This window comes from Luteimonas sp. KH_071 (assembly GCF_057838005.1).
In genome coordinates, this window is the sequence record NZ_CM174458.1 from 3,313,606 (window position 1) to 3,332,267 (window position 18,662).

Genomic DNA, 18,662 nt, shown 5'->3' on the forward strand with positions numbered 1-18,662 from the left:
GTTCCTGATCACTTGCGCACCTCCCCAACCGGCGCAGCCGGATCGCGCGTGGCCTCGACCCGTGTATTCGCACGCACCTGCGGACTCAACCGCCCTGCGAGTGCGTCGTAGACCGCCCGCGCGCGGCGCAGGCCCAGATCGACGTTGTAGGCATGCGCGCCGCGCACGTCGGTATGTCCGACGATGCCGACCACGCCACCGCCCAGGGTGTCCAGACGCGCGGCCACTGCATCGAGCAGCGCCGCGAATTCGGGCCGGATCGTCGCGCGATCGGTCTCGAACAGCACCGTGCCGAGCAGTACGTCGCCGTTGCCGACGCCGGCCACCAGCGCATGCGGATCCTCGACCCGCGTGCGCAGTTCGACCTGCAGCGCTTGCGAGGCCGCGGGCGAGACCTGGCCCTGCAGCGCGTCGCGCACCGAAGCAGCGCGCGCAAACGCGAGCGCTTCCTGGCCACCTTCGCCGGTGATGACGATGCTGCCGCCGCCGTGGCGGTCGACCTCGCGCGCCATCGCCTCGATCGCCGGCAGCATGTCCGCGCGCAGCGCGCTGCTATCGGGGTCGAACATCACTTCACCCAGCGTCATCTCGACGGTTTCGCCCGGCGCCTGCAGCTCGACCACCGGCAGACGCACGCCGAAGTCGAAGCGCACCGGCAGACCGGCGGTCACGCGACGCACCAGCGGATTGGCCGTGGTGAACGTGGTGCCAGGTGGCAGCGTCGCGGGATCGACCTTGAGGATGAAGTTGCGGCCATGTGCGGCGGTGCCGCCCGGCACGTCGACCAGGTGATAGCGGCCGTATTGATCGGTTTCGATCAGCAGGCCTTCCACCGACGCGATCCGCACGCCCGGAATGCCGCGCTCGTCGATACCGGCGTTACCGATCACGTACTCGACCAGCACGCCCTCGCCGTCCTGCGAGACGCGCCGGGTCACCACCGGTTCGGCGGCCGACAATCCCTTCGCCACGTCACCGCTGCGCTCGATGCGCGTGCTGCCGTCGGCCGACATGCGCAACGTCGCGCCATCGCCGCTGGTGAGCACGAAGTCATCGGTGAAGTCCGCACTGCGCAGACGCTGGCGGATCACGACCTGGTTCGCTTCGACCGGATCGGCCACCGACTGGCGACCGGCGATCGTGTCGAACACCACGCCGTGCAGCAGCGGCGCGCTGGCGTCGGCCAGCGGCTGCGGGCCGTCGCCGTGATCGATCGTCGTCGAACCCGCGATGTAGGCACCCGGCGCGAAGCCACCCTGCACGCGCACATCGCGCAGCGCCGCACTCGCCTGCCAGCCATCGCCGTTGCGATCGTCGAACACGGTGCCGAACACCAGGCTGTCGTCGAGCAGCGGATCGAACCCGGTCTGCACCTGCGCAGTCGCGACGTTGGAGAGCGGGATGCCGCCTGCGCTCTGCGCCTGCACCTGGTTGACGTGACCGCCGGCGCGGATGCCGGCACCCACGCGCAGCAGGTAGCTCATCGTCAGGTTGTCGCCCGGCGCGAGATCGAGGCTGGCGATGCGGATCGGGCGCGCGCCCGTCACCGACAGCGCGCGGCCATCGCTGGCGGCCAGCGACCCGTCGACGTAGCTGAAGCCCACCGGCGGCGTGTCGACCACACTGGCGCCGGAGACCACGGCGTTGCCGATGTTCTCGACCGTCACCGTGTAGCGCACCAGATCGCCGACCTTGACCTCGCGCACGGCGGCGGTCTTGGTCACGCGCAGCGGCGACACGCCTTCAACGCGGACGAGCACGGTCGCGGTATCGCAGACCGGCGACGGGTACGAGGTGTCGCAGACGCGGTAGACGAAGCTGTCCTCGCCAGTGAAGCCGAACTCGGGCGTGTAGGTGCAGATGCCATTCGCACACTCCACGACGCCGTGGCCGGGCGGCGTCAGGATCGTCAGCGAGCCGGGATCCAGGGGCGCACCGGTGCTGGTGTCGTTGCCGACCACGAGGACGGGCGTGGGCACGCCGGATTCGACCGTGCCCGCGTTATCGTCGATCGCTTCGACGATGTTCGGCATCACCGTGACCGTGACCGTCGCGGTGGCGCAGTTGGCCGGATTGGTGATCTCGCAGATCTGATACTCGAACACGTCGTCGCCCGAGAAGCCGGGGTTCGGCGTGTAGGTGATCGTGCCGTCCGGATTGATCGTGATGCGGCCGTTGGCAGGCGGCGACACTTCGACGACGCTGACGCCATCCGGGTCGACGGGCACGCCATTGACAGTGTCGTTGTCGAGCACCGGAATCGTGACCGGCGTGTTCTGGTCGGTCGTCGCACCATCGTCGACTGCATCGATCGCCGGGGCCTCGACCACCAACGTCACGGTTGCGGTATCGCAGTTGTCGGGGTTCAACGTCTCGCAGATCGTGTATTCGAAGGTGTAGCTGCCGGCCGGCGTGCCCGGCTCGACGCCGACGACACCCGTCGTCGTATCGACCGTGACGCCGGGCGGCAGCGCGCCGGTCGTGATCGTCACCGTATCCGGCGTCGCCGGCACACCGTTGAGCGTGTCGTTGTCGAGCAGGTTGCCGACCGAGGGATCGCCATCGGCGCCGTTGACGGGTCCGAAGCTGTCGTCGCTGGCGACGATCTCGGCTGCCTCAACCACGATGGTCACCGTGGCGGTGTCGCAGTTGGCCGGATTCAAGGTCTCGCAGATCGTGTACTCGAACGTGTAGCTGCCCGCCGGCGTGCCCGGTCCGACGCCGACGACGCCCGTCGTCGTATCGACCGTGACGCCATCCGGCAACGCGCCCGTGGTGATCGTGACCGTGCCCGGCGTCGCCGGGTCGCCGTTGAGCGTGTCGTTATCAAGCACGTTGCCGACCGACGGGTCGCCGTCGGTCCCGTTGACCGGGCCGAAGCTGTCGTCGGTGGCCACGATCTCGGCGGCTTCGACCACGACGGTCACTGTCGCGGTGTCGCAGTTGGCCGGATTCGCCGTCTCGCAGATCGTGTAATCGAACGTGTAGCTGCCCGCCGGCGTGCCGGGCTCGACGCCGACGACACCTGTAATGGGATCGAGCGTGAGGCCCGGCGGCACCGTGCCGGGCGTGATCGTCACCGTGCCCGGGCTCGCCGGCACGCCATTGAGCGTGTCGTTGTCGAGCACGTTGCCGACCGACGGATCACCGTCCGTCCCGTTGACCGGGCCGAAGCTGTCGTCGTTGGCGGCGATCTCGTAGGGCGTGATGCCGACAGTGACGGTCGGGCTGCACGCCGCGGACGTGCTGCCTGCAGGACAGACGCCGGGCTCGCCCGTGGCGATGGTGGCGGTGTTGACCAGCTGGCCGGCATTGACGTCGGCCTGCGTCACCACATAGGTGCCGGTGAGCACGCAGCTCGCGCCCGGCGCCAGGCTGGCGCAGACGATGCGGGCAGGCGTGATGCGGTCGTCGCGCACGTCGACATCGGCCAGCGTCACCGTGCCGGTGTTGGTCGCGGTGACGGTGTAGCTCAGCGTGTCGCCGAGGGTGACCGTCCCGCTGCCATCCTCATCGGCGTTGCCGCTCAGCGCCTTGTTGGCGCTGAGCCCGGGGCTGCGCACTATGTCCACATCGGCATCATCCGGCGGGCTGGTCGTCGTGCCGCCACCGGGCGGCGTGCCGGTTGCGGTCGCGGTGTTCAGCACCTCGCCCGCATCCACTTCGGCCTGGGTGATCGTGTGCGTGCCGGTGCAGGTCGTCGAGGCCGCGGGCGCCAGCGTGATGACCGGGCAGACGGCGGCGGCATCGAGCTGGGCATCGTCGATCGCGATGGCCGTCAGCGTGACGTTGCCGGTATTGGTGACGAGGAACGTGTAGCCGATTGTGCTGCCGACCGCGTTGCCGCTCGGCGTCCCCGCCGTCTTGACGACGGTCAGCGACGGCGTTGCAGCGAGCGTCACGTCGTCGGCGTCCGGCGGACTGGTCGTCGTGCCACCGCCCGGCGGCGTGCCGGTCGCGGTCGCAGTGTTCAGCACCTCGCCCGCGTCGACTTCGGCCTGGGTGATCGTGTGCGTACCGGAGCAGGTGGTCGACGCTGCCGGCGCCAGCGTGGTGACCGGACAGACTGCCGCGGCATCAAGCCGATCGTCGTCGATCGCGAGATCGGCGAGCGGCACGTTGCCGGTGTTGGTCACCAGGAACGTGTACGCGATCGTGCTGCCGGCAATGGCGCCGGTCGGTGTGCCGGCGGTCTTGACCACAGTCAGCGACGGCGCGGGGGCGGTGGTCGGTACGTCGACGCTCGGGCGGCAGACCACGTCGGTCGCACCGACCGGGCAGAGCCCGGGCGTGTCCGGCGTGGTGATGACCGCGGTGTTCGACACGGCGCCCGCAACGATATCGGCGGCGGTCACGGTATACGTGCCCGTCAGCGTGCAGACCGCAGCCGCCGCGAGGGGCGCGCAGGTGATGGTGGTCGGCGTGATGCGGGCGTCGGTGAGCGTCACCGTCGGCAGCACGACGTTGCCGGTATTCGTCGCAGTGACCGTATAAGTCAGCACGTCGCCGAGGGCGACGGGTGCGGCCACGGTGACGGGGACCCCGTTGACCGCCGTCAGCGCCTTGGCGGAAGTGAGCGCGGGCTCGACCTCGACCGGCGTGTCCTCCGTGCAATCGTTGCCACCGACGGCGCAGTCGATGCCCGGTGTACCGTTGACGACGACGCTGTTGGAGATCTGGCTGACGGTATCGGCGAGATCGACATCGATCTGCACCACGAACTGCAAGGTGACGCTCTGGCCCGCCGCGATGTTGACCGGGCTGGTGTTGGTGCAGACGTCGGCGGTACAGCTGAAGGCGTCCGTCGTTCCAGTGCGCGAGGTGTTCGCGGGCACGGTTTCGACTATATCGCCGGCAAACAGGGTCGCGGCCTGGGTTCCGCCGGTGTGATCGATCCGGATGTCGTAGGTCAGGACATCGCCCGGCGCCGCCGGTTCGCCCGCGGGAACGGCTGCGCCATCGCGGGTGATCGAGGCCAGGGTCTTGGCCACCTCGAGCTCCGCCGGCGTGATCGAGGGAAAGCTGCAGGACGCCAGATCGCGCCCACGATTGTTGCTACCGGTGGCGACCGATGTCGCGACCTGCGTCATCGTGCCCGTGCCCAGATTCATCGCGTAGTACACGCCAGAGCTGTTGTCCACCACGTACAGCAGGCCATCGCCGCCGAAAGCCGCGCCGGCATAGACCACGTTGCCAGTCGGGGCACCCGTGAAGGCCTGCTGCCGGGTCGCGGTCCCGGCCGTGACATCGACCTTGTAGAGGTCGGAGCCCGCGACCAGCCAGCCGAAGCCCTGGTCGTCGAACGCGATGTCGCCCGAGTTCACATCGCCAGGCGCTACGTCATAGACCAGCGTGGTCGGCGCGCCCACGGTGTAGCCGTAGGCACTGCTGCGCACCAGCCGATACATCTGCGCGGTCGCGCCGGCGCCGACCTGTGTGGCCTGGGTGATCAGGTAACCCACACCCCCGGCGGTCATGCCCGCGCGCGGCAGATTGGCACTGACGACCGCCCCCGTCTGGTACCAGCCCGGAGTCGTCGGATTGGTCGGGTCGTAGGCCCAGATGCTGCCGGAGCCTCCGTCATGGAACAGCAGGCGGTTGCGCTCGCCGCCGGCCCCGGGATCCACCATCAACGCGTTGACGTTGGTGCCGAGCGTGAAATCCAGACTGGTAACACGACTGTCGCTGGGCGAGCCCGGTGGATACCGGTAGATACCCACGCTGTTGACGATGTTGAAGACATCCCCCGCTGCGCAGAAGTCCGGGCCACTCGCGCCGATCGCCACCGTGGCACTGTCGGTGTTGCTGGCTGGCTCGACATCGTTCCGGCCGGCAGGTGCAGTGACGGTGGCGACATTGGTGACCGTCGAGGACTGCGCGATCGCCAGATGCGAAACGCCCGCGATCAGCGTGAAGGCCAGTGCCAACAGAAAAGCGGACGCGGTTGGACGCGCCCGGCCAGAAAGCGATTTTTCGAACACGTAGCTGCCCCTTTGCGCCGTCGAAAACGGCACATGCGTTCCGGCGCCAGTGGCGCCTCTGTCATCACTGCTTCGGCGCGTTGCCCACCACGCGCCTCCCCGGACGCCCGCACCAGCCCCCGATACCGCGGACTGATGAGACGTGCGGCGCGCACTATATGTGATGCGCAGCCCAGAATCACGCACCGTGTGTTGCGAAACCTCACCTCATGTGAGGAAGACCGGCGATCAGCGGGCGGACACGGGGTTACAGAGGCGAGCGTCGTCCATCGGGACCGCGAGCCGCCACAGAAGACCGCCCCGCGCCCCGGGTCAGATGCGACTTGCGGGCCACAATCGCTACCAGGCGAGGACGTAACCCACGCCGCGCACCGTCTGGAGCGGGAGGCACATACCGGTCGCGTCCTGGCACTTGCGGCGCAGGCGGTAGACCAGCATTTCCAGCCGGTGCGGGTCGAAGCCCTGCAGATCGTCGGACAGGCTGGCCATCAATCTGTCGCGGCGGACAGGCGTGCCGGGCACTGCCGCAAGCAGCCGCATGATCTGCTGTTCCGGCAACGACATCGCGACCGCGCGTCCATCGGGCAGCAGGATGCGCCAGCCCGCTGCATCCAGCCGCCAGCGCCCGGTGGCCTCACCGGCGCCCACCCCCACACGTCGGGATACGTTGCGCAGGGTGGCGATCAGGGTCTCGGACTCGACAGGCTTGTTGAGGTAAGCGTCCACCCCGGCTTCGAGTCCACGCAGGCGATCGCGGTCGGAGATGTACCCGCTCAGCATCACCAGGCCCGTTGCCGGCGCCGCCTTGCGCAGATGGCGGGCGATCTCGACGCCATCCTCGTCCGGAAGACCGACATCGAGCAGCACCAGGTCGTAGCGATTGACGACGAGATCGCGATACAGGGCCAGCGCGCTCGCCACCCCGGTCGCTCTGAAACCCGACGCACGCAGCAAGGGCAGCAGGATCTGCTCGCGCAGCTCGTCGTCGTCCTCGACGACCGCCACCATCGGTTGGTCGACTTCGCTCACGCTCGCATCGCCTCGGCTCCGCACGCCTCTCGGCAGGCGCCGCGAAGATAGCAAATCGGTGCAGTGGCCCGGTTCCAAGATCCCGGTAGATAACAGACGTGCGCGCCGAGCGTGTATGCGCGTAGACGTCACGCGCCCAGTCGGATCGTGTGCCGACGCCTGATTGCGACCCGCCAGGCAGGGAAACATCCCAAGTCAATGACGACGCCTGCCCCCACGGGCGCGCTCTCAGCGCGTACCGGCGCCGCGCGCCTGCGCCCGGTCGGGCTGCTGGCGAGTTCCGATCTCGCCTTCGACACCGCATCATCCGGTTACGACGTGCTACTCCCCGCGTGGATGAGGATGATGTCGATGGCCGACGTCTCGCCCGAGGCATTGCGGCGCATTCGCCAGGCCTGCGGCCGAGATGTCGCCGTGCTCCCGCCGCGCGAGGTGGCCGCGATTCGCGAAGAGGATGGCTTCGAGACCTCGGTGCAGTTCTTCCAGGCCGGCCTCATCCACAGATGGGTGAGCCGGGCACCCGCGTGAGCCCTTCACGCCGGAGCGCGGCTGCGCGGCTGTCACCCGGGTGCGCCGGATGCCGTCGCCCCTTCTGACGAATCCAACGCGACGCCTCACGACTCGGGTTCGCAGCGGCCTTCGGCAATACTCCGCTGCGCTGCAGCCAGCGCGTCGCCGGGTGGCAGGTCGCATGCTGCGTAAGCGTCCTCGAGCACGCGCCGTTGCCGGCGGCAGCTGCGACCGCGCAGGGCGGTCGTCGTCGTCATCAGCGCAAGCACGGCGTGCTGCACGCGCGTGCCGGTCGAGGCGAGCTGGGCGCGCACCTGGCCCCACTCGGGAATGCGGGGCTCGATGCCGACGGCGTCGCGCAGACGGGCGAGCAGCAGGTCGTAGTTCGGATGCGCGTCTTCGGCCGCGACGACGAGTTCCGCAACCGCATCCAGCGCCAGGCGCCGGCCGTCGTCGTCCAGCTGTGCGCGCTCGAGCGCCGCGACCGCCTCGCGAACCGCCAGGGGACCGGCGGCGCGCACGCGCGCTTCGCGGATCACCCACCACGCGATCAGCGCGTTCCACCCGGCGAATACGGGCACCGCGGCGAAGGGCAGCAGCACGCGCAGGCTGCTGCGCGCCAGCACGCGCCGGGCGAGGATACGCACCACGAAGCTGGTCGCGCCGACCTTGACCCGATACAGCGCGGTGTACGCCAGCATCTTCAAACGCGAAGTCCGCGCGTAGGGATCGAGACCGTGCAGCGCGCGACGCGGGTTCGGAATATCGAGCGCCGCGCGGGACAGGCCCGTCGCCAGCGCGTCTTCGACATCGCGACGCGAGACCGCCAGGCCCGCCGCATCGGCGATGCCCGCAACGCTGCGCAGCAGCACCCAGTACATCGTCAGCAATTCCAGCAGGCTCGCCAGCACCGCGATACCGCCGTACCACGCCCAATAGGCGGCATCACTGCCCAGGGCGAACAGGGACGGCTCCGCGCCCGTGACGAACGCATCGCGCAGCCACAGGTCCGCTGCGCCGATCAATGACGCCGAGACGGCCCCGGACAGCCCGCACAGGCCGACCGCCCAAAGCTGCAGCCGACGGATACGCGTCAGGTCCTCGTCGCGCCACGCGCGGATCTCACTGTCGCGACGACGGGCGCCCCGGCGCAGAAACGCCAGGCCGGCGCGTTCCACGGCGTTGAGACGGTCGACGTCTGCTTCGGTTTTCACGATGCTCCAGCGCAGCCAGCGACAGGCAGTCTAGCGAGCGGTCCGGCAAGACCAGGTGCAGTGGATCCACTCGAGGACTGCATGCGCGCAAGGTGTCTCGACATCTTCGCTGGCGTTCCGAACGTCGCCGCGCGAGCCGCAGCCGCATATGCACCCTGGCACCTTGGCGATGCGAGCACGCGGACCGGTGACATGCGCGTGCCCGCCTCGGCCGCACGCGCGGCGCAGATGACGCAAGCTGCGAGCCACTTCCTGCGCGCGGATCCACGATGCCCGGATTTACCCACCTTCTGCTTGGTGTGCTCTGCGCGCTCACGGCCAGCGTTGCGCACGCCCACGGCGGTGGCCTCGACCGGCATGGCTGTCACAACGACCGGAAGAACGGGGGTTACCACTGCCATCGCGGACCAGCGGCGACGACGCCCGTCCAGCCCTTGGCACCGCGTGCACCACAGGCACCGCAGCAGCAGCCGGACCGAACGGGCTTTCAGATGCAGCCGACGCAGCGCGTCTTCCGCAACTGCACCGAAGCCCGGGACGCCGGCGCCGCGCCCGTGCATCGTGGTGATCCGGGCTACGGCCCGCATCTCGATCGCGACAACGACGGCGTGGGCTGCGAGCCGTCCCGCAGGCGCTAGACATCGCAGCGCATCCGCCGTGCCAAAAGCCCAGCGTGGCTGCCGTCGAATGAAAAATTGCCGGCACAGCCCGCTTACGGGCCGCTGGTGTCGTCCTGCTGCGCTTGCGGTTCTTGCGTCTTGTGCCGGTCCAGCTTCGCCTGCGCGGCCTGCTTCTCGCGCGCGTCCTGTTTCGCCTGATCGTGATGCCACTTGATGGCGAAGAACATGCCAGTACCGAGCACGACGACCTTGAACACGATGAAGACGATGGGGAACCAGTCGTACATATCTGCCTACTGCGGGGTCATGACGCACACCACCTGTCGTGAAGCGCATGCGCGACACCGGACACGGGTCCAACAGCATGCGGTCTGCATGCCGTCGGGTGGCATCTTAGACCTGTCGCGACGTGCGCCCGCGCGACACTTTGTCGCAGCGGTGTGCCGTCATGGACGCGTGTTCAGCTGAAAGAGGCCGGTGGCATGACGCAGTGCCCGCCCGCAGCCTCGACGCCCTGCTTGCTTCCAGATTTTCCGGAGTGCATCGCACCTGCATCCGCACGCCGCTGCCCGCTCGTAACTTTCTGTCCGAGCCGCTGCCCACACGCCGGAGAGTTGCGTTGGTTCAATCCGCGAACGCGCACGATTTCGTCCTCATTACGCTGCCCAAGCGGACGAAGCCGGCCGTCGTCGCCGAGCTGAAGACGCAGGTGCGGCGACAGAAGGCGATGGGGTCCCGTGCGCTTGCCTGGAGCGTCAATGTCGGCGGACTCAGCGACGAGACGCTCGACGAAACGCTGGCTGCGATGGCGCGAGTCGGTTGCGTGGGCGCATGGGAGCGCGAGTGTGGCTTTGTCGCCCACTACACTCTGACTTGGTGACGCCATGCACGACGCTTACCGCATACGCGTCCACGGCACACCACTGGTGCCCTGCCGGCGTCCCTCGCAGGGGTCGTCGATCACCGTCGCCGTCAGCACGTCGCCCGCCAGCGTCCAGCTGTAGCGGCCCGCGATGCCGATGCAGTCCTTGCCCATCTGCTGGCGCAGCATCTCGCTCTCCCACGTGTCCCGCATGACGACCTCGTTCCCGGTCACCCTGTAGGTGCCTCGCACCCAGTCGTCGCCGGTCGGCGTCGTGCCGACGAAGGTGCCATTGGCGTTGAAGATCGCGACCGACTCCCCGTTCTGGTACGTGCCTGGCTGGAACGCGGACGCGGCGCTGCCCCCACCGGTGCTCGCGCAGCCTGCGGCCAGTAATGCACAACCGACTGCCAAGCCAGCGGTGACGCGATTGACGTGCTTCATGCGGGTTCTCCCTGGAATGCGGAACTGGCGTCCATTCGCCGCTCCTTGGGACATCAACGCGCAGGGCGCGGCAGACCGGCCGTGGGCCGCAGGCCTGCACTGCGCAATGGGCCGCATCGGGACTGCGATCAACGGGTGCTGTCGGCCGCGTGGCGTACCCGTGTCGGCAGCGAGTCGTCGCGCCGCGCCGCCGTGCGGCAGGATGATGTCGGGCATCCAGACCGATCGCGGAGGCACTCGATGCACATCAACAGCACCTATCTCCGTGAGCTGCGGACTGCCCGGCGCTGGTCGCAGGAGCAACTGGCCGAACTCAGCGGCCTGAACCTACGCACCATCCAGCGCCTCGAATCCGGGGCGAAGATCTCGACCGAATCCCTGCGCGCCCTGGCCGCTGTCTTCGAAGTACCGGCCGAGCGCTTGCTGCTGGGCGCGCCCACGCCCGGACAACCGGCGATCGCCGCGATGCGCGACGGGGTGCTGCGTGGCCTGGCGTTCACGGGCACCACCGGACGCGCGGACTTCTGGTGGTTCGCGCTCGCCGTGGCGATGGTGCTGGCGCTCGCCAGCCTGCTCGCCGAGGCGACCGGCCCGCTGCCGCTGCAGATCGCATCGCTGATCGTGCTGCTGCCCTGGATCGCCGCCTGCACCCGGCGCCTGCGCGACGCAGGCCTCAATCCCTGGTGGCAACTGATCAGCCTGGTGCCGGTGGGCGGCATTCTGGTGTTGCTCTGGCTGCTGACCTATCCGACGAAGCCGGAAGCAGCCGTTGTCGCCTCCGCAAGTTGACGTGCCGCGCCGTGCAACTGCGGCGCACGTCGACTTCGACACGCGCGGACGCTCCGCGGCGCAAGCAATACGCGTCCCATCAAAAAGGGCTCCCGGCGTTGCCGAGGAGCCCTCCTGATCGCAGCATCAACCGATGGCAGCGCCTTGCGTTTAGAAGATCAACATCAGCAAACCGATCACAACGATCAGGCCGATCAGAAAAATGACGCCCGCAGTCGAGGCCAGAAACTTCAGCATGTCGATCACCTTTTTACTTCGAAGAGTTGATGGACAAACTACGTGCGGCCGAGCCTGCATGCCGTGAAAAAGCCATCGCGCCCGGGCTTTTCCGCCACGTTTCTGTTCGCGTCCTTGATGTCTTCCCACGAAGCGCTCTTGCGCTTCCGGCACTGCCGATGTCGTGGATATCTCAACGCTTGACCGCTAGAGACAGCGGGTGCTGGATGTCCCCACACCAGACGACATCGAAGCCCTCCGACTCCACTTGCAACGCCTCATCTCGATGGTCCTGACCGCTTTAGTCGTGCCATAGAAGCCCATCTCGTCCGCGTGTCCGGACTTGGCAAGCCCGGACGCTCGAGCACGGTGCGGGCGAGCGCATCGGCGCCAACGGAGCAGACCGAAATCGCACTCCGACCCCTGTTCTGACGGACCCCTGTTCTGACGGCACTGTTGCCGGGCGCGCCGCCTCCGTGGCCCGACTGCGGAAACTCGGGCGGGCCTGCCGCGATGAAGCCATACGCCTACCAGTTGGTCTGCTGCTTGATCGCCTCTTCCAGCAGCGGCAGCGGGATCAGCTTGCCGGCCTGGAGTGCTTCGACGAATCGCACTTCGTCATCGGCCGTTGTGACGCCGCCGCCTGCAGGCGTGCCGCGCGATGGCGGTTGCTCGGCGCTCTGCACCAGCGTGCCGGCTTCGAACTTCGGCCATGGAGTCCACCGTGAGGGTCAGCGAGGCGGTGGCGATAAGCAGCAATGCAGCGGGATGCGCTGCGCACGCGGCAGTACATCGGCGCCAAACGCTGTGACAGCGTTCGCAATTGATGACGTCGGTCGCAGGTTGCGGACCAAAGATGAACACGGAACCGGCATCATCCGGAACGGTCGGCGCTGCCTCGCAGCCGCATCCGCTGCGCCAGAACATCCCTCCCCCAATTGACCTTGCCCAATCAGCCTTCTTACGGGAGGACGAACTGATGTAGCGGCGTCGCGCCAGCGCTGAAAGACCCATGCACAGAATGAAACACATCGCCGGTCACGATCGGCATGGAATGCTGAAATTCCAGAGCGCGGCGCGGCGCGAGAAGATCACCGCCATCCTGACGTTGACGGGCGTGGCATCCATCACACTCGGGCTGGCGTGGACGGTGTGCTACTGGTATTTCGATCGCGCGGAACTGGCGGGGCTGTTCTTCGCCGTTGCGGTGGTCGGCGTGCTGGCACTGGCCCGCAGAAGACGAGGCGACGGTAAGTCGGTCCTGCTGGTCGCACACGGCATCCTGGTCGCGGTGTGCGGCATCGCGTTGATCGACGCGCCGATTGCATGGGTGCCACGATCGGCGCACATGTTCCTGCTTCCGCTGGCGGCCGCCGCGGCCTTCATCTTCGAAGCGCGTGAGCGCTACGGCTCCCTGGTCTTCCCCATGCTCTGCCTGGCCGCGTTCGCGGCGTTCGCGGCCGGCGCGCTGGATCCACTGGCGCCGGGGATTTCGCCACCGCTCGAGGTGCGCGAGTGGGGGGCACGCTCCAACATCATCTTCGCCATCGCGCTGCTGGCCACCATCTTCAAGATCTATCGGGCGGACGTCGGCAAGCGCCTGCAGCTCGAACGCGAACTGGGACGTGCGGTGCGCAACGGCGAGATCGAACTGCACTATCAGCCGCAGGTGCGGAGTGACGGCACGGTCACGGGCGTGGAAGCGCTGGCGCGCTGGCGGCACCCGTCAGGCACGTTGCTGTCACCGGATGCGTTCATCCCGTTGGCCGAAGAGAGCACACTGATCAACGAAATCGGTCTGGAGGTGTTGCGCCAGGCCTGCGAGACGCTCAAGGCATGGTCCGAAGGGACGAACACCCGGCATCTCCGCATCGCGGTCAACGTCAGTCCGATGCAGCTGATGGACGAGGACTTCACACCATCCTTGACCGCCGTCATCCGACAGGCGGGCATCGACCCGGCGTTGCTGGAACTGGAGCTCACCGAGTCCGCGTTGTCCACCAACACCTCGGCGATCGTCGACAAGATGCGGGCGATCGAGGCGCTGGGCATCACCTGGGCGCTGGACGACTTCGGAACCGGCTATTCGTCCCTGGCCACGCTGCGCCAACTGCCGGTGCAGAAGCTGAAGATCGACCGCCAATTCGTGCAGGAGGCCGCCGGCCACGACAGCGCACAGCGCCTGCTGGGCAAGATCATCGAAATCTCCCAGGTCATGCACATGAGCGCACTGGCCGAAGGCGTCGAAACTATCGCCCAGCGCGACCTGCTGATCTCGATGGGCTGCGATCACTTCCAGGGCTATCTTTTCGCGCGTCCCATGCCCGGAGCGATGCTGGAGGATTGGCTCGACGCGCATTGATCAGCAAAGGGCCTATCGCGGAGTCTAGAAGTGAACCTGCCCCCGGTATTCGACGGTCACCCATAAGCCCCGAAACGCGACACAGGCGCAACCCGCTGAATCAGATCAAAGTCGGACTATCCTCCTGACCGTTCGCATGGACGAACGCCGACTCTCCCGATGCCCGGATCATGCTGAGCCAACATTTCTTGTTCTTCTTCGCCATGCTCGGCGCCTTCAACGGGATCGGCGTGGCGTCGTTCCTGTGGTGGCGGGCGAAGGGCCAGCCCACGCAGCGTTGGCTGGCCTTGCTGATCCTGATGGTCAGCGTGCGCACCGGAAAATCGGCGGCCTTCCATGTCTGGCCGGAAATTCCGCTCGTCGTGCTGCAGATCGGGCTGACCGCGTGTTTCCTCATCGGGCCCTGCCTGTTCTTTCTGGTGCGATCGAGCCAGGGCGATGCGCCCGGGCCGGGTACGGCGGACCGGTGGCACATCGCGGCGTTGCTGATCATCGTCGCGGCCGTGAACCTGCTCTTCCCTTATGACGACCATGTCGCGCTGTGGCGCGGCGTGATCACGCCGGGCATCAACTACGCATGGCTGGGTTATCTGCTGCTCGCAACCACGCAGCTGTACCGCCATCGCGCGCGGCTTCGGGGCACGCCGTCGGGCACGCTGCTGCTGGGCGCGCTGGTGGGGATCTGGCTCATTTGGACCGCGTATTACACCGCCGGCTACACGTCCTACATCGTCGGCGCGCTGTCCTTCACCTTCGTGCTCGCGGCGAGCGTGCTGATCTATCTGCGCCTGCGGGCGGGACACGCCGCGATCGAGCCCTATCAGGACCGTCGGATTCCCGAGTCCGAGGCCACTGCGCACCTGCAGGCACTGGACGATCTGATGGCGCGCGAGCGTCTGCACCTGGACCCGGCGCTGACCCTGCCCCGTCTCGCACGTCGGCTGGGGATGCCCGCCACCCGGCTGTCGCAGCTGTTGAACCACAACAACCAGACCTCGTTCAAACAGTATCTGGCGCGGCTGCGCGTCATCGAGGCCAAGGCGCTGTTGCGGCAGACGCCCGCGAAGCCGCTGGAGATCGTGGCCGAGGAAGCCGGCTTCCAGTCGATGTCGACCTTCTACAGCGCCTTCAAGAAGCAGGAAGGTGCCACCCCGGCGGCGTTCCGCGCGGCGCACGTCGACTCCTAGAATCGATTCCAGCACTCCTGGAACAGATTGCAATGCATTGATTCGAAAGCGATCGCATAGCGTGCGGGCTCCTTCCTGCGAGCCTGCCGCATGCCTGCCTTCCGCCTTTTCATCGCGCTCCTGTTTCTCGTCCTGTCGTCCTGGCATTGCGGCATGCCCAAGGCCCATGCGGCAGATGGCGCCGCCGAACGTGCCAGTGTCGCCCGCCCACTGACCGCTCCGGCCGCGACGTCGGCCCGCGCAGACCAGACGGCTGGACGCGGCGATCTCGCACCGCCGGTGCGCAGTGATCAGGCCCGCATCCTCTTCATCCTCGCCAGCGCCAGGGTCCACGGCAGTTCGACCATCCCGGCCAGCATCAGCTTCGGCGAAGTCGTGCACGCCTGGGACACGTTCCACGCCGCGGGCTATGCCGTGGACTTCGTGACACCCGACGGCGGCGATGTGCCGATCCTCGATGCCTACGTCAGCGACGACGTCGCATCCCGCCTCGAAGACGCCCGCATCATGCGTGGCCTGCGCAATACCGCCACGCCCTCGCAGATCGATCCCGAGCGTTACCGCGCCGTCTATTACGTCGGCGGCAGCAACGCCATGTACGGCGTGCCGGAGCACCCGGTCCTGCAGCGTATCGCCACGCATGTGTACGAGCGCAACGGCGGCGTGATCTCGGCCGTGTGCCACGGCACCGCGGGCATCGTGCACCTCCGGCTCGCCAACGGCCAATACTTCGTCTCTGGCAAGCGCATCAGCGGCTATCCCGAAGATCACGAAGACCGGGACGCCGCGTACTTCAAGGAATTCCCGTTCCTGATCCGGCAGACCGTCGAAGCCCGCGGCGGCGCGTTCCACATGGTGGACAGCCCAGCGCCGTACATCGAAGTCGATGGCCGCGTCGTGACCGGGCAGAACTACGCCTCCGCCGCGCCGGTGGCCGAAGCCGTCGTCGACGTACTGCACAGGCTTGCCACGCAATCGCCCCGCGCCGAGACCGCGCAACGCTGAAGTCCCAACCGGCGCCCCGTCGCCAGGCGGCAGCGCTGCTGCACACCCAACCCACCACCATCAGGACAGCCCCATGCACACATCACTCCGCGCCACCACCTTCGCAGCCGCCCTCTTCCTTCTGCTGCCGACCGCTGCCATGGCCCAGACCAGCGACCGCGACGCCGTGGATCGCGTCATGCAGACCTTCATGCGTGCGTACACGACGGCCGACAACGCTCTGGCGAAAGAAGTCTTTCGCAGCGACGGCGTCATGATCGGCACCTCGGAGAACCGCGGCCCCGCACTGGCCCAGCGCACAGGCGCGCAGTTCGCCGAAGGCTTCGACGGCAAACCCGCCGCCAACGAAGACCAGCGCAAGCGCAGCTACGCAATCGTGGACGTGGCCCGTGACCTTGCCGCAGTCCGCGTGGACCTGGACTACCCCGGCTGGCGCGGCGTGGACTACGTCGTGCTGATCAAGGTCGAAGGCCAGTGGATGATCGCCAGCAAGACGTGGACCGGCTATCTGACGCCGCGGTCGCCGTAATCCATCCAGACCCACCGTTGCGCCAATGAAAAAACGCGCCAGCTGCGATGCGGCTGGCGCGTTCTGTCTGCAAATTGGTCCACAGAACGTGAGCGCGACCTGGCGACTTGACGATCACTTACGGTCCGCAGCTCTTGCCATCGTCTGCGATCGATTCCAACCGCGATCGTCAGCCCGGCGGATATCTCACTTTTGTCCCTTCGATCACGATGCGCTGCGTGTCCTTGAGGCTTTGAAGCACTGCATCGATGGCCTTCTCGTCGAGCGCGGGCCCGAGCCACGATTTGATCGAAGCCCGCAGACCGGACACTTTGCCCGGCTTGGTGGACTTGGCCAGGAGCGCGAGGACGGACTTGGCATGTGCGGCACTGGTACGCGTTTCCACTTTGGGTGCCGACGCGGTCGCCGTTGGTTCGACGACGATCTTGATGCTCGCTGTCTTTGCTGGCTTCGCGACCGCCGGCTTGGCTGCAGCGGATGCGAGCGCGACAGGCGCGGCCTTCGCCATGCTCGTCTTCTGGACGCCTGTCGCCACCTTGGCCGGTTTCGAGACGGGACCGATCTCCGGGATGCGTCTGCAGTCGACACCCTTCGCCACGAGATGGCGCACCAATGGATCGAAGCCCGTGTCCTTCGAGACGATCCGGAACCTGGCGTTCGGCTCATGCGCGGACAGGCATCCGATGTAATAGGCGATGTGGAAATCCACAGCATCCGGCCCGCTGCCGGTGATCTGGATGTACTCCGCGTCCGTGCCGAACGGCTGCAGTGCACGCGCCAGATCCAGCATCACCTTGGTCTGCTGTGCGCCCACAAAGACCTTGATGCACGACGTGCCCGGCTTGAGGCAGTCGAGCGCCTTGGGCTGCACGTTCTCGAAATCGATCAGGTAATACGGCTTGTCCATGTGCCCTCCCCCGTTGACCCGATTCTGCCGCGTCGTCGAAGCAGCGGGAAGCTCGGAAGTGCATCCTCGGCGGCCATGCGACGAAGCACCCCGCTATCCTGGTACGACCCCGCAGGAGCGCGCGCATTGGACATCGTGGAAGGCGAAACCGGAGCCCCCTGGACCGACACGGAGATCGAAGCGACGGTCGCCACCTATTTCCAGATGCTGAGGACGCAGGAGCTGGGTCAGACGCTCAACAAGGCGGAACACAACCGCCGCCTACAAGCGCGCATTCCTGCGCGCAGCCGCGGTGCCATCGAGTTCAAGCACGCCAACATCAGTGCGGTGCTCATGGAGGTCTACGACGCGCCACAGCTGCGCGGTTACCTGCCCCGCTTCAACTATCAGAGCGATCTTGTGATCCCGGTCGGCCACGCACTCGCAGCCGACCGTGTGCTGGATGAAGCGGCATTGCGCAACGTGCAGAGCGCAATGGAGACGCCGCTGCTCGACAGCTACGACACGTTCGTGGTCGATGTCCCCGCGCGGGCAAGCCGCAAAGTCCGCGAGCCACGAAAGGACTGGTCGACCGTCGTGCCGGTCAAGCGCGACTACCTACACCGCGAGGCGCTCAATCGCTCCCTCGGACTCGCTGGCGAGAAACTCGTCATGGAATACGAAGCCCGACGCTTGCACAGCCTGGGCGCCCGAACACTAGCCCAGCGCGTCGAACACGTCTCGCAAACGCGCGGCGATGGCCTGGGCCACGATGTGCTGTCGTTCGAAACGGATGGGCGTGAGCGCTTCATCGAGGTCAAGACCACCGCGTACCTTGCAGAAACCCCGTTCTTCATCTCACCGAACGAGGCCGCGTTCTCGGACGCGCACGCCGAACAGTTCCATCTCTACCGCCTGTTCGACTTCAGGCAGTCGCCGCGCATGTTCATGCTGCCGGGCGCGGTCGGCACGCATTGCCGTCTCGATCCGATCAGCTTTCGTGCGACGCTCTTGGCCCGTTAGTTCAT

17 protein-coding genes and 1 pseudogene are annotated in these 18,662 nt (G+C 67.1%); 10 read left to right on the forward strand and 8 right to left on the reverse strand.

Translation table 11 applies throughout. The features are described 5' to 3' along the window. Positions 1-8: 8 nt before the first annotated feature. A complete protein-coding gene (locus AC3IRM_RS15280; RefSeq protein WP_489203938.1) occupies positions 9-5,927 on the reverse strand; it encodes a DUF7507 domain-containing protein in 5,919 nt (1,972 codons plus the stop codon). A gap of 393 nt (positions 5,928-6,320) precedes the next feature. Next, complete coding sequence (locus AC3IRM_RS15285; protein WP_489203939.1) at positions 6,321-7,010, reverse strand: response regulator transcription factor; 690 nt, start codon at positions 7,008-7,010, stop codon at positions 6,321-6,323. Between the two features lie 198 nt (positions 7,011-7,208). Here AC3IRM_RS15285 and AC3IRM_RS15290 point away from each other — a divergent pair, with 198 nt between their 5' ends. Next, positions 7,209-7,538 carry a hypothetical protein gene (locus tag AC3IRM_RS15290; protein WP_489203940.1) on the forward strand — a complete coding sequence of 110 codons (330 nt, stop codon included), beginning with the start codon at positions 7,209-7,211 and terminating at the stop codon, positions 7,536-7,538. A gap of 86 nt (positions 7,539-7,624) precedes the next feature. Here the strand turns inward: AC3IRM_RS15290 and AC3IRM_RS15295 are convergent, their stop codons facing one another. Beyond that, positions 7,625-8,734, reverse strand: a complete 1,110-nt coding sequence (locus AC3IRM_RS15295) for an LBF_2804 family protein (RefSeq protein ID WP_489203941.1) — start codon at positions 8,732-8,734, stop codon at positions 7,625-7,627. A 269-nt stretch (positions 8,735-9,003) separates the two neighbouring features. Here AC3IRM_RS15295 and AC3IRM_RS15300 point away from each other — a divergent pair. Together AC3IRM_RS15300 and AC3IRM_RS15305 are read left to right on the forward strand one after the other, a co-directional pair. After that, positions 9,004-9,126 (forward strand): annotated as a pseudogene (locus AC3IRM_RS15300) (hypothetical protein); the annotation flags it as partial. Positions 9,127-9,225: 99 nt separating this feature from the next. After that, entirely contained in the window at positions 9,226-9,372 is a 147-nt protein-coding gene (locus AC3IRM_RS15305; protein ID WP_489205946.1) for an excalibur calcium-binding domain-containing protein, read from the forward strand. Positions 9,373-9,446: 74 nt separating this feature from the next. Here the strand turns inward: AC3IRM_RS15305 and AC3IRM_RS15310 are convergent, their stop codons facing one another. Next, positions 9,447-9,641, reverse strand: coding sequence for a hypothetical protein (locus AC3IRM_RS15310; protein WP_489203942.1), 195 nt, complete (start codon positions 9,639-9,641; stop codon positions 9,447-9,449). 203 nt (positions 9,642-9,844) lie between these two features. Here AC3IRM_RS15310 and AC3IRM_RS15315 point away from each other — a divergent pair, with 203 nt between their 5' ends. Further along, positions 9,845-10,234, forward strand: coding sequence for a hypothetical protein (locus tag AC3IRM_RS15315; RefSeq protein ID WP_489203943.1), 390 nt, complete (start codon positions 9,845-9,847; stop codon positions 10,232-10,234). A gap of 15 nt (positions 10,235-10,249) precedes the next feature. On the opposite strand, the gene AC3IRM_RS15320 is transcribed toward AC3IRM_RS15315, so the two are convergent. After that, complete coding sequence (locus AC3IRM_RS15320; protein WP_489203944.1) at positions 10,250-10,660, reverse strand: hypothetical protein; 411 nt, start codon at positions 10,658-10,660, stop codon at positions 10,250-10,252. A gap of 240 nt (positions 10,661-10,900) precedes the next feature. On the opposite strand from AC3IRM_RS15320, the gene AC3IRM_RS15325 reads away from it, so the two are divergent. Next, complete coding sequence (locus tag AC3IRM_RS15325; protein WP_489203945.1) at positions 10,901-11,449, forward strand: DUF805 domain-containing protein; 549 nt, start codon at positions 10,901-10,903, stop codon at positions 11,447-11,449. Between the two features lie 150 nt (positions 11,450-11,599). Here the strand turns inward: AC3IRM_RS15325 and AC3IRM_RS15330 are convergent, their stop codons facing one another. Together AC3IRM_RS15330 and AC3IRM_RS15335 are read right to left on the reverse strand one after the other, a co-directional pair. Next, the gene (locus tag AC3IRM_RS15330) at positions 11,600-11,839 is read right to left on the reverse strand and encodes a small membrane protein YohP (protein WP_489203946.1); all 240 of its coding nucleotides are present in this window, start codon (positions 11,837-11,839) and stop codon (positions 11,600-11,602) included. A 353-nt stretch (positions 11,840-12,192) separates the two neighbouring features. Next, positions 12,193-12,351, reverse strand: a complete 159-nt coding sequence (locus AC3IRM_RS15335) for a hypothetical protein (RefSeq protein WP_489203947.1) — start codon at positions 12,349-12,351, stop codon at positions 12,193-12,195. 335 nt (positions 12,352-12,686) lie between these two features. Between AC3IRM_RS15335 and AC3IRM_RS15340 the strand changes: the two genes are divergently transcribed. The 4 genes from AC3IRM_RS15340 (at position 12,687) to AC3IRM_RS15355 (ending at position 16,748) form a co-directional block, all read left to right on the forward strand. Then, positions 12,687-14,027, forward strand: a complete 1,341-nt coding sequence (locus AC3IRM_RS15340; RefSeq protein WP_489203949.1) for a putative bifunctional diguanylate cyclase/phosphodiesterase — start codon at positions 12,687-12,689, stop codon at positions 14,025-14,027. 170 nt (positions 14,028-14,197) lie between these two features. Further along, the gene (locus tag AC3IRM_RS15345) at positions 14,198-15,214 is read left to right on the forward strand and encodes a helix-turn-helix domain-containing protein (RefSeq protein ID WP_489203950.1); all 1,017 of its coding nucleotides are present in this window, start codon (positions 14,198-14,200) and stop codon (positions 15,212-15,214) included. Positions 15,215-15,367: 153 nt separating this feature from the next. Further along, on the forward strand, positions 15,368-16,219 hold the full coding sequence (locus tag AC3IRM_RS15350; RefSeq protein WP_489203951.1) for a type 1 glutamine amidotransferase domain-containing protein: 852 nt from the start codon (positions 15,368-15,370) through the stop codon (positions 16,217-16,219). A gap of 73 nt (positions 16,220-16,292) precedes the next feature. Next, complete coding sequence (locus AC3IRM_RS15355; protein WP_489203952.1) at positions 16,293-16,748, forward strand: nuclear transport factor 2 family protein; 456 nt, start codon at positions 16,293-16,295, stop codon at positions 16,746-16,748. A gap of 169 nt (positions 16,749-16,917) precedes the next feature. Here the strand turns inward: AC3IRM_RS15355 and AC3IRM_RS15360 are convergent, their stop codons facing one another. Then, positions 16,918-17,655 carry a PIN domain-containing protein gene (locus AC3IRM_RS15360; protein ID WP_489203953.1) on the reverse strand — a complete coding sequence of 246 codons (738 nt, stop codon included), beginning with the start codon at positions 17,653-17,655 and terminating at the stop codon, positions 16,918-16,920. Here AC3IRM_RS15360 and AC3IRM_RS15365 point away from each other — a divergent pair, their 5' ends adjacent. Continuing rightward, positions 17,656-18,657 carry a protein NO VEIN domain-containing protein gene (locus AC3IRM_RS15365; RefSeq protein WP_489203954.1) on the forward strand — a complete coding sequence of 334 codons (1,002 nt, stop codon included), beginning with the start codon at positions 17,656-17,658 and terminating at the stop codon, positions 18,655-18,657. It abuts the gene before it with no gap. Positions 18,658-18,662 lie beyond the last annotated feature (5 nt).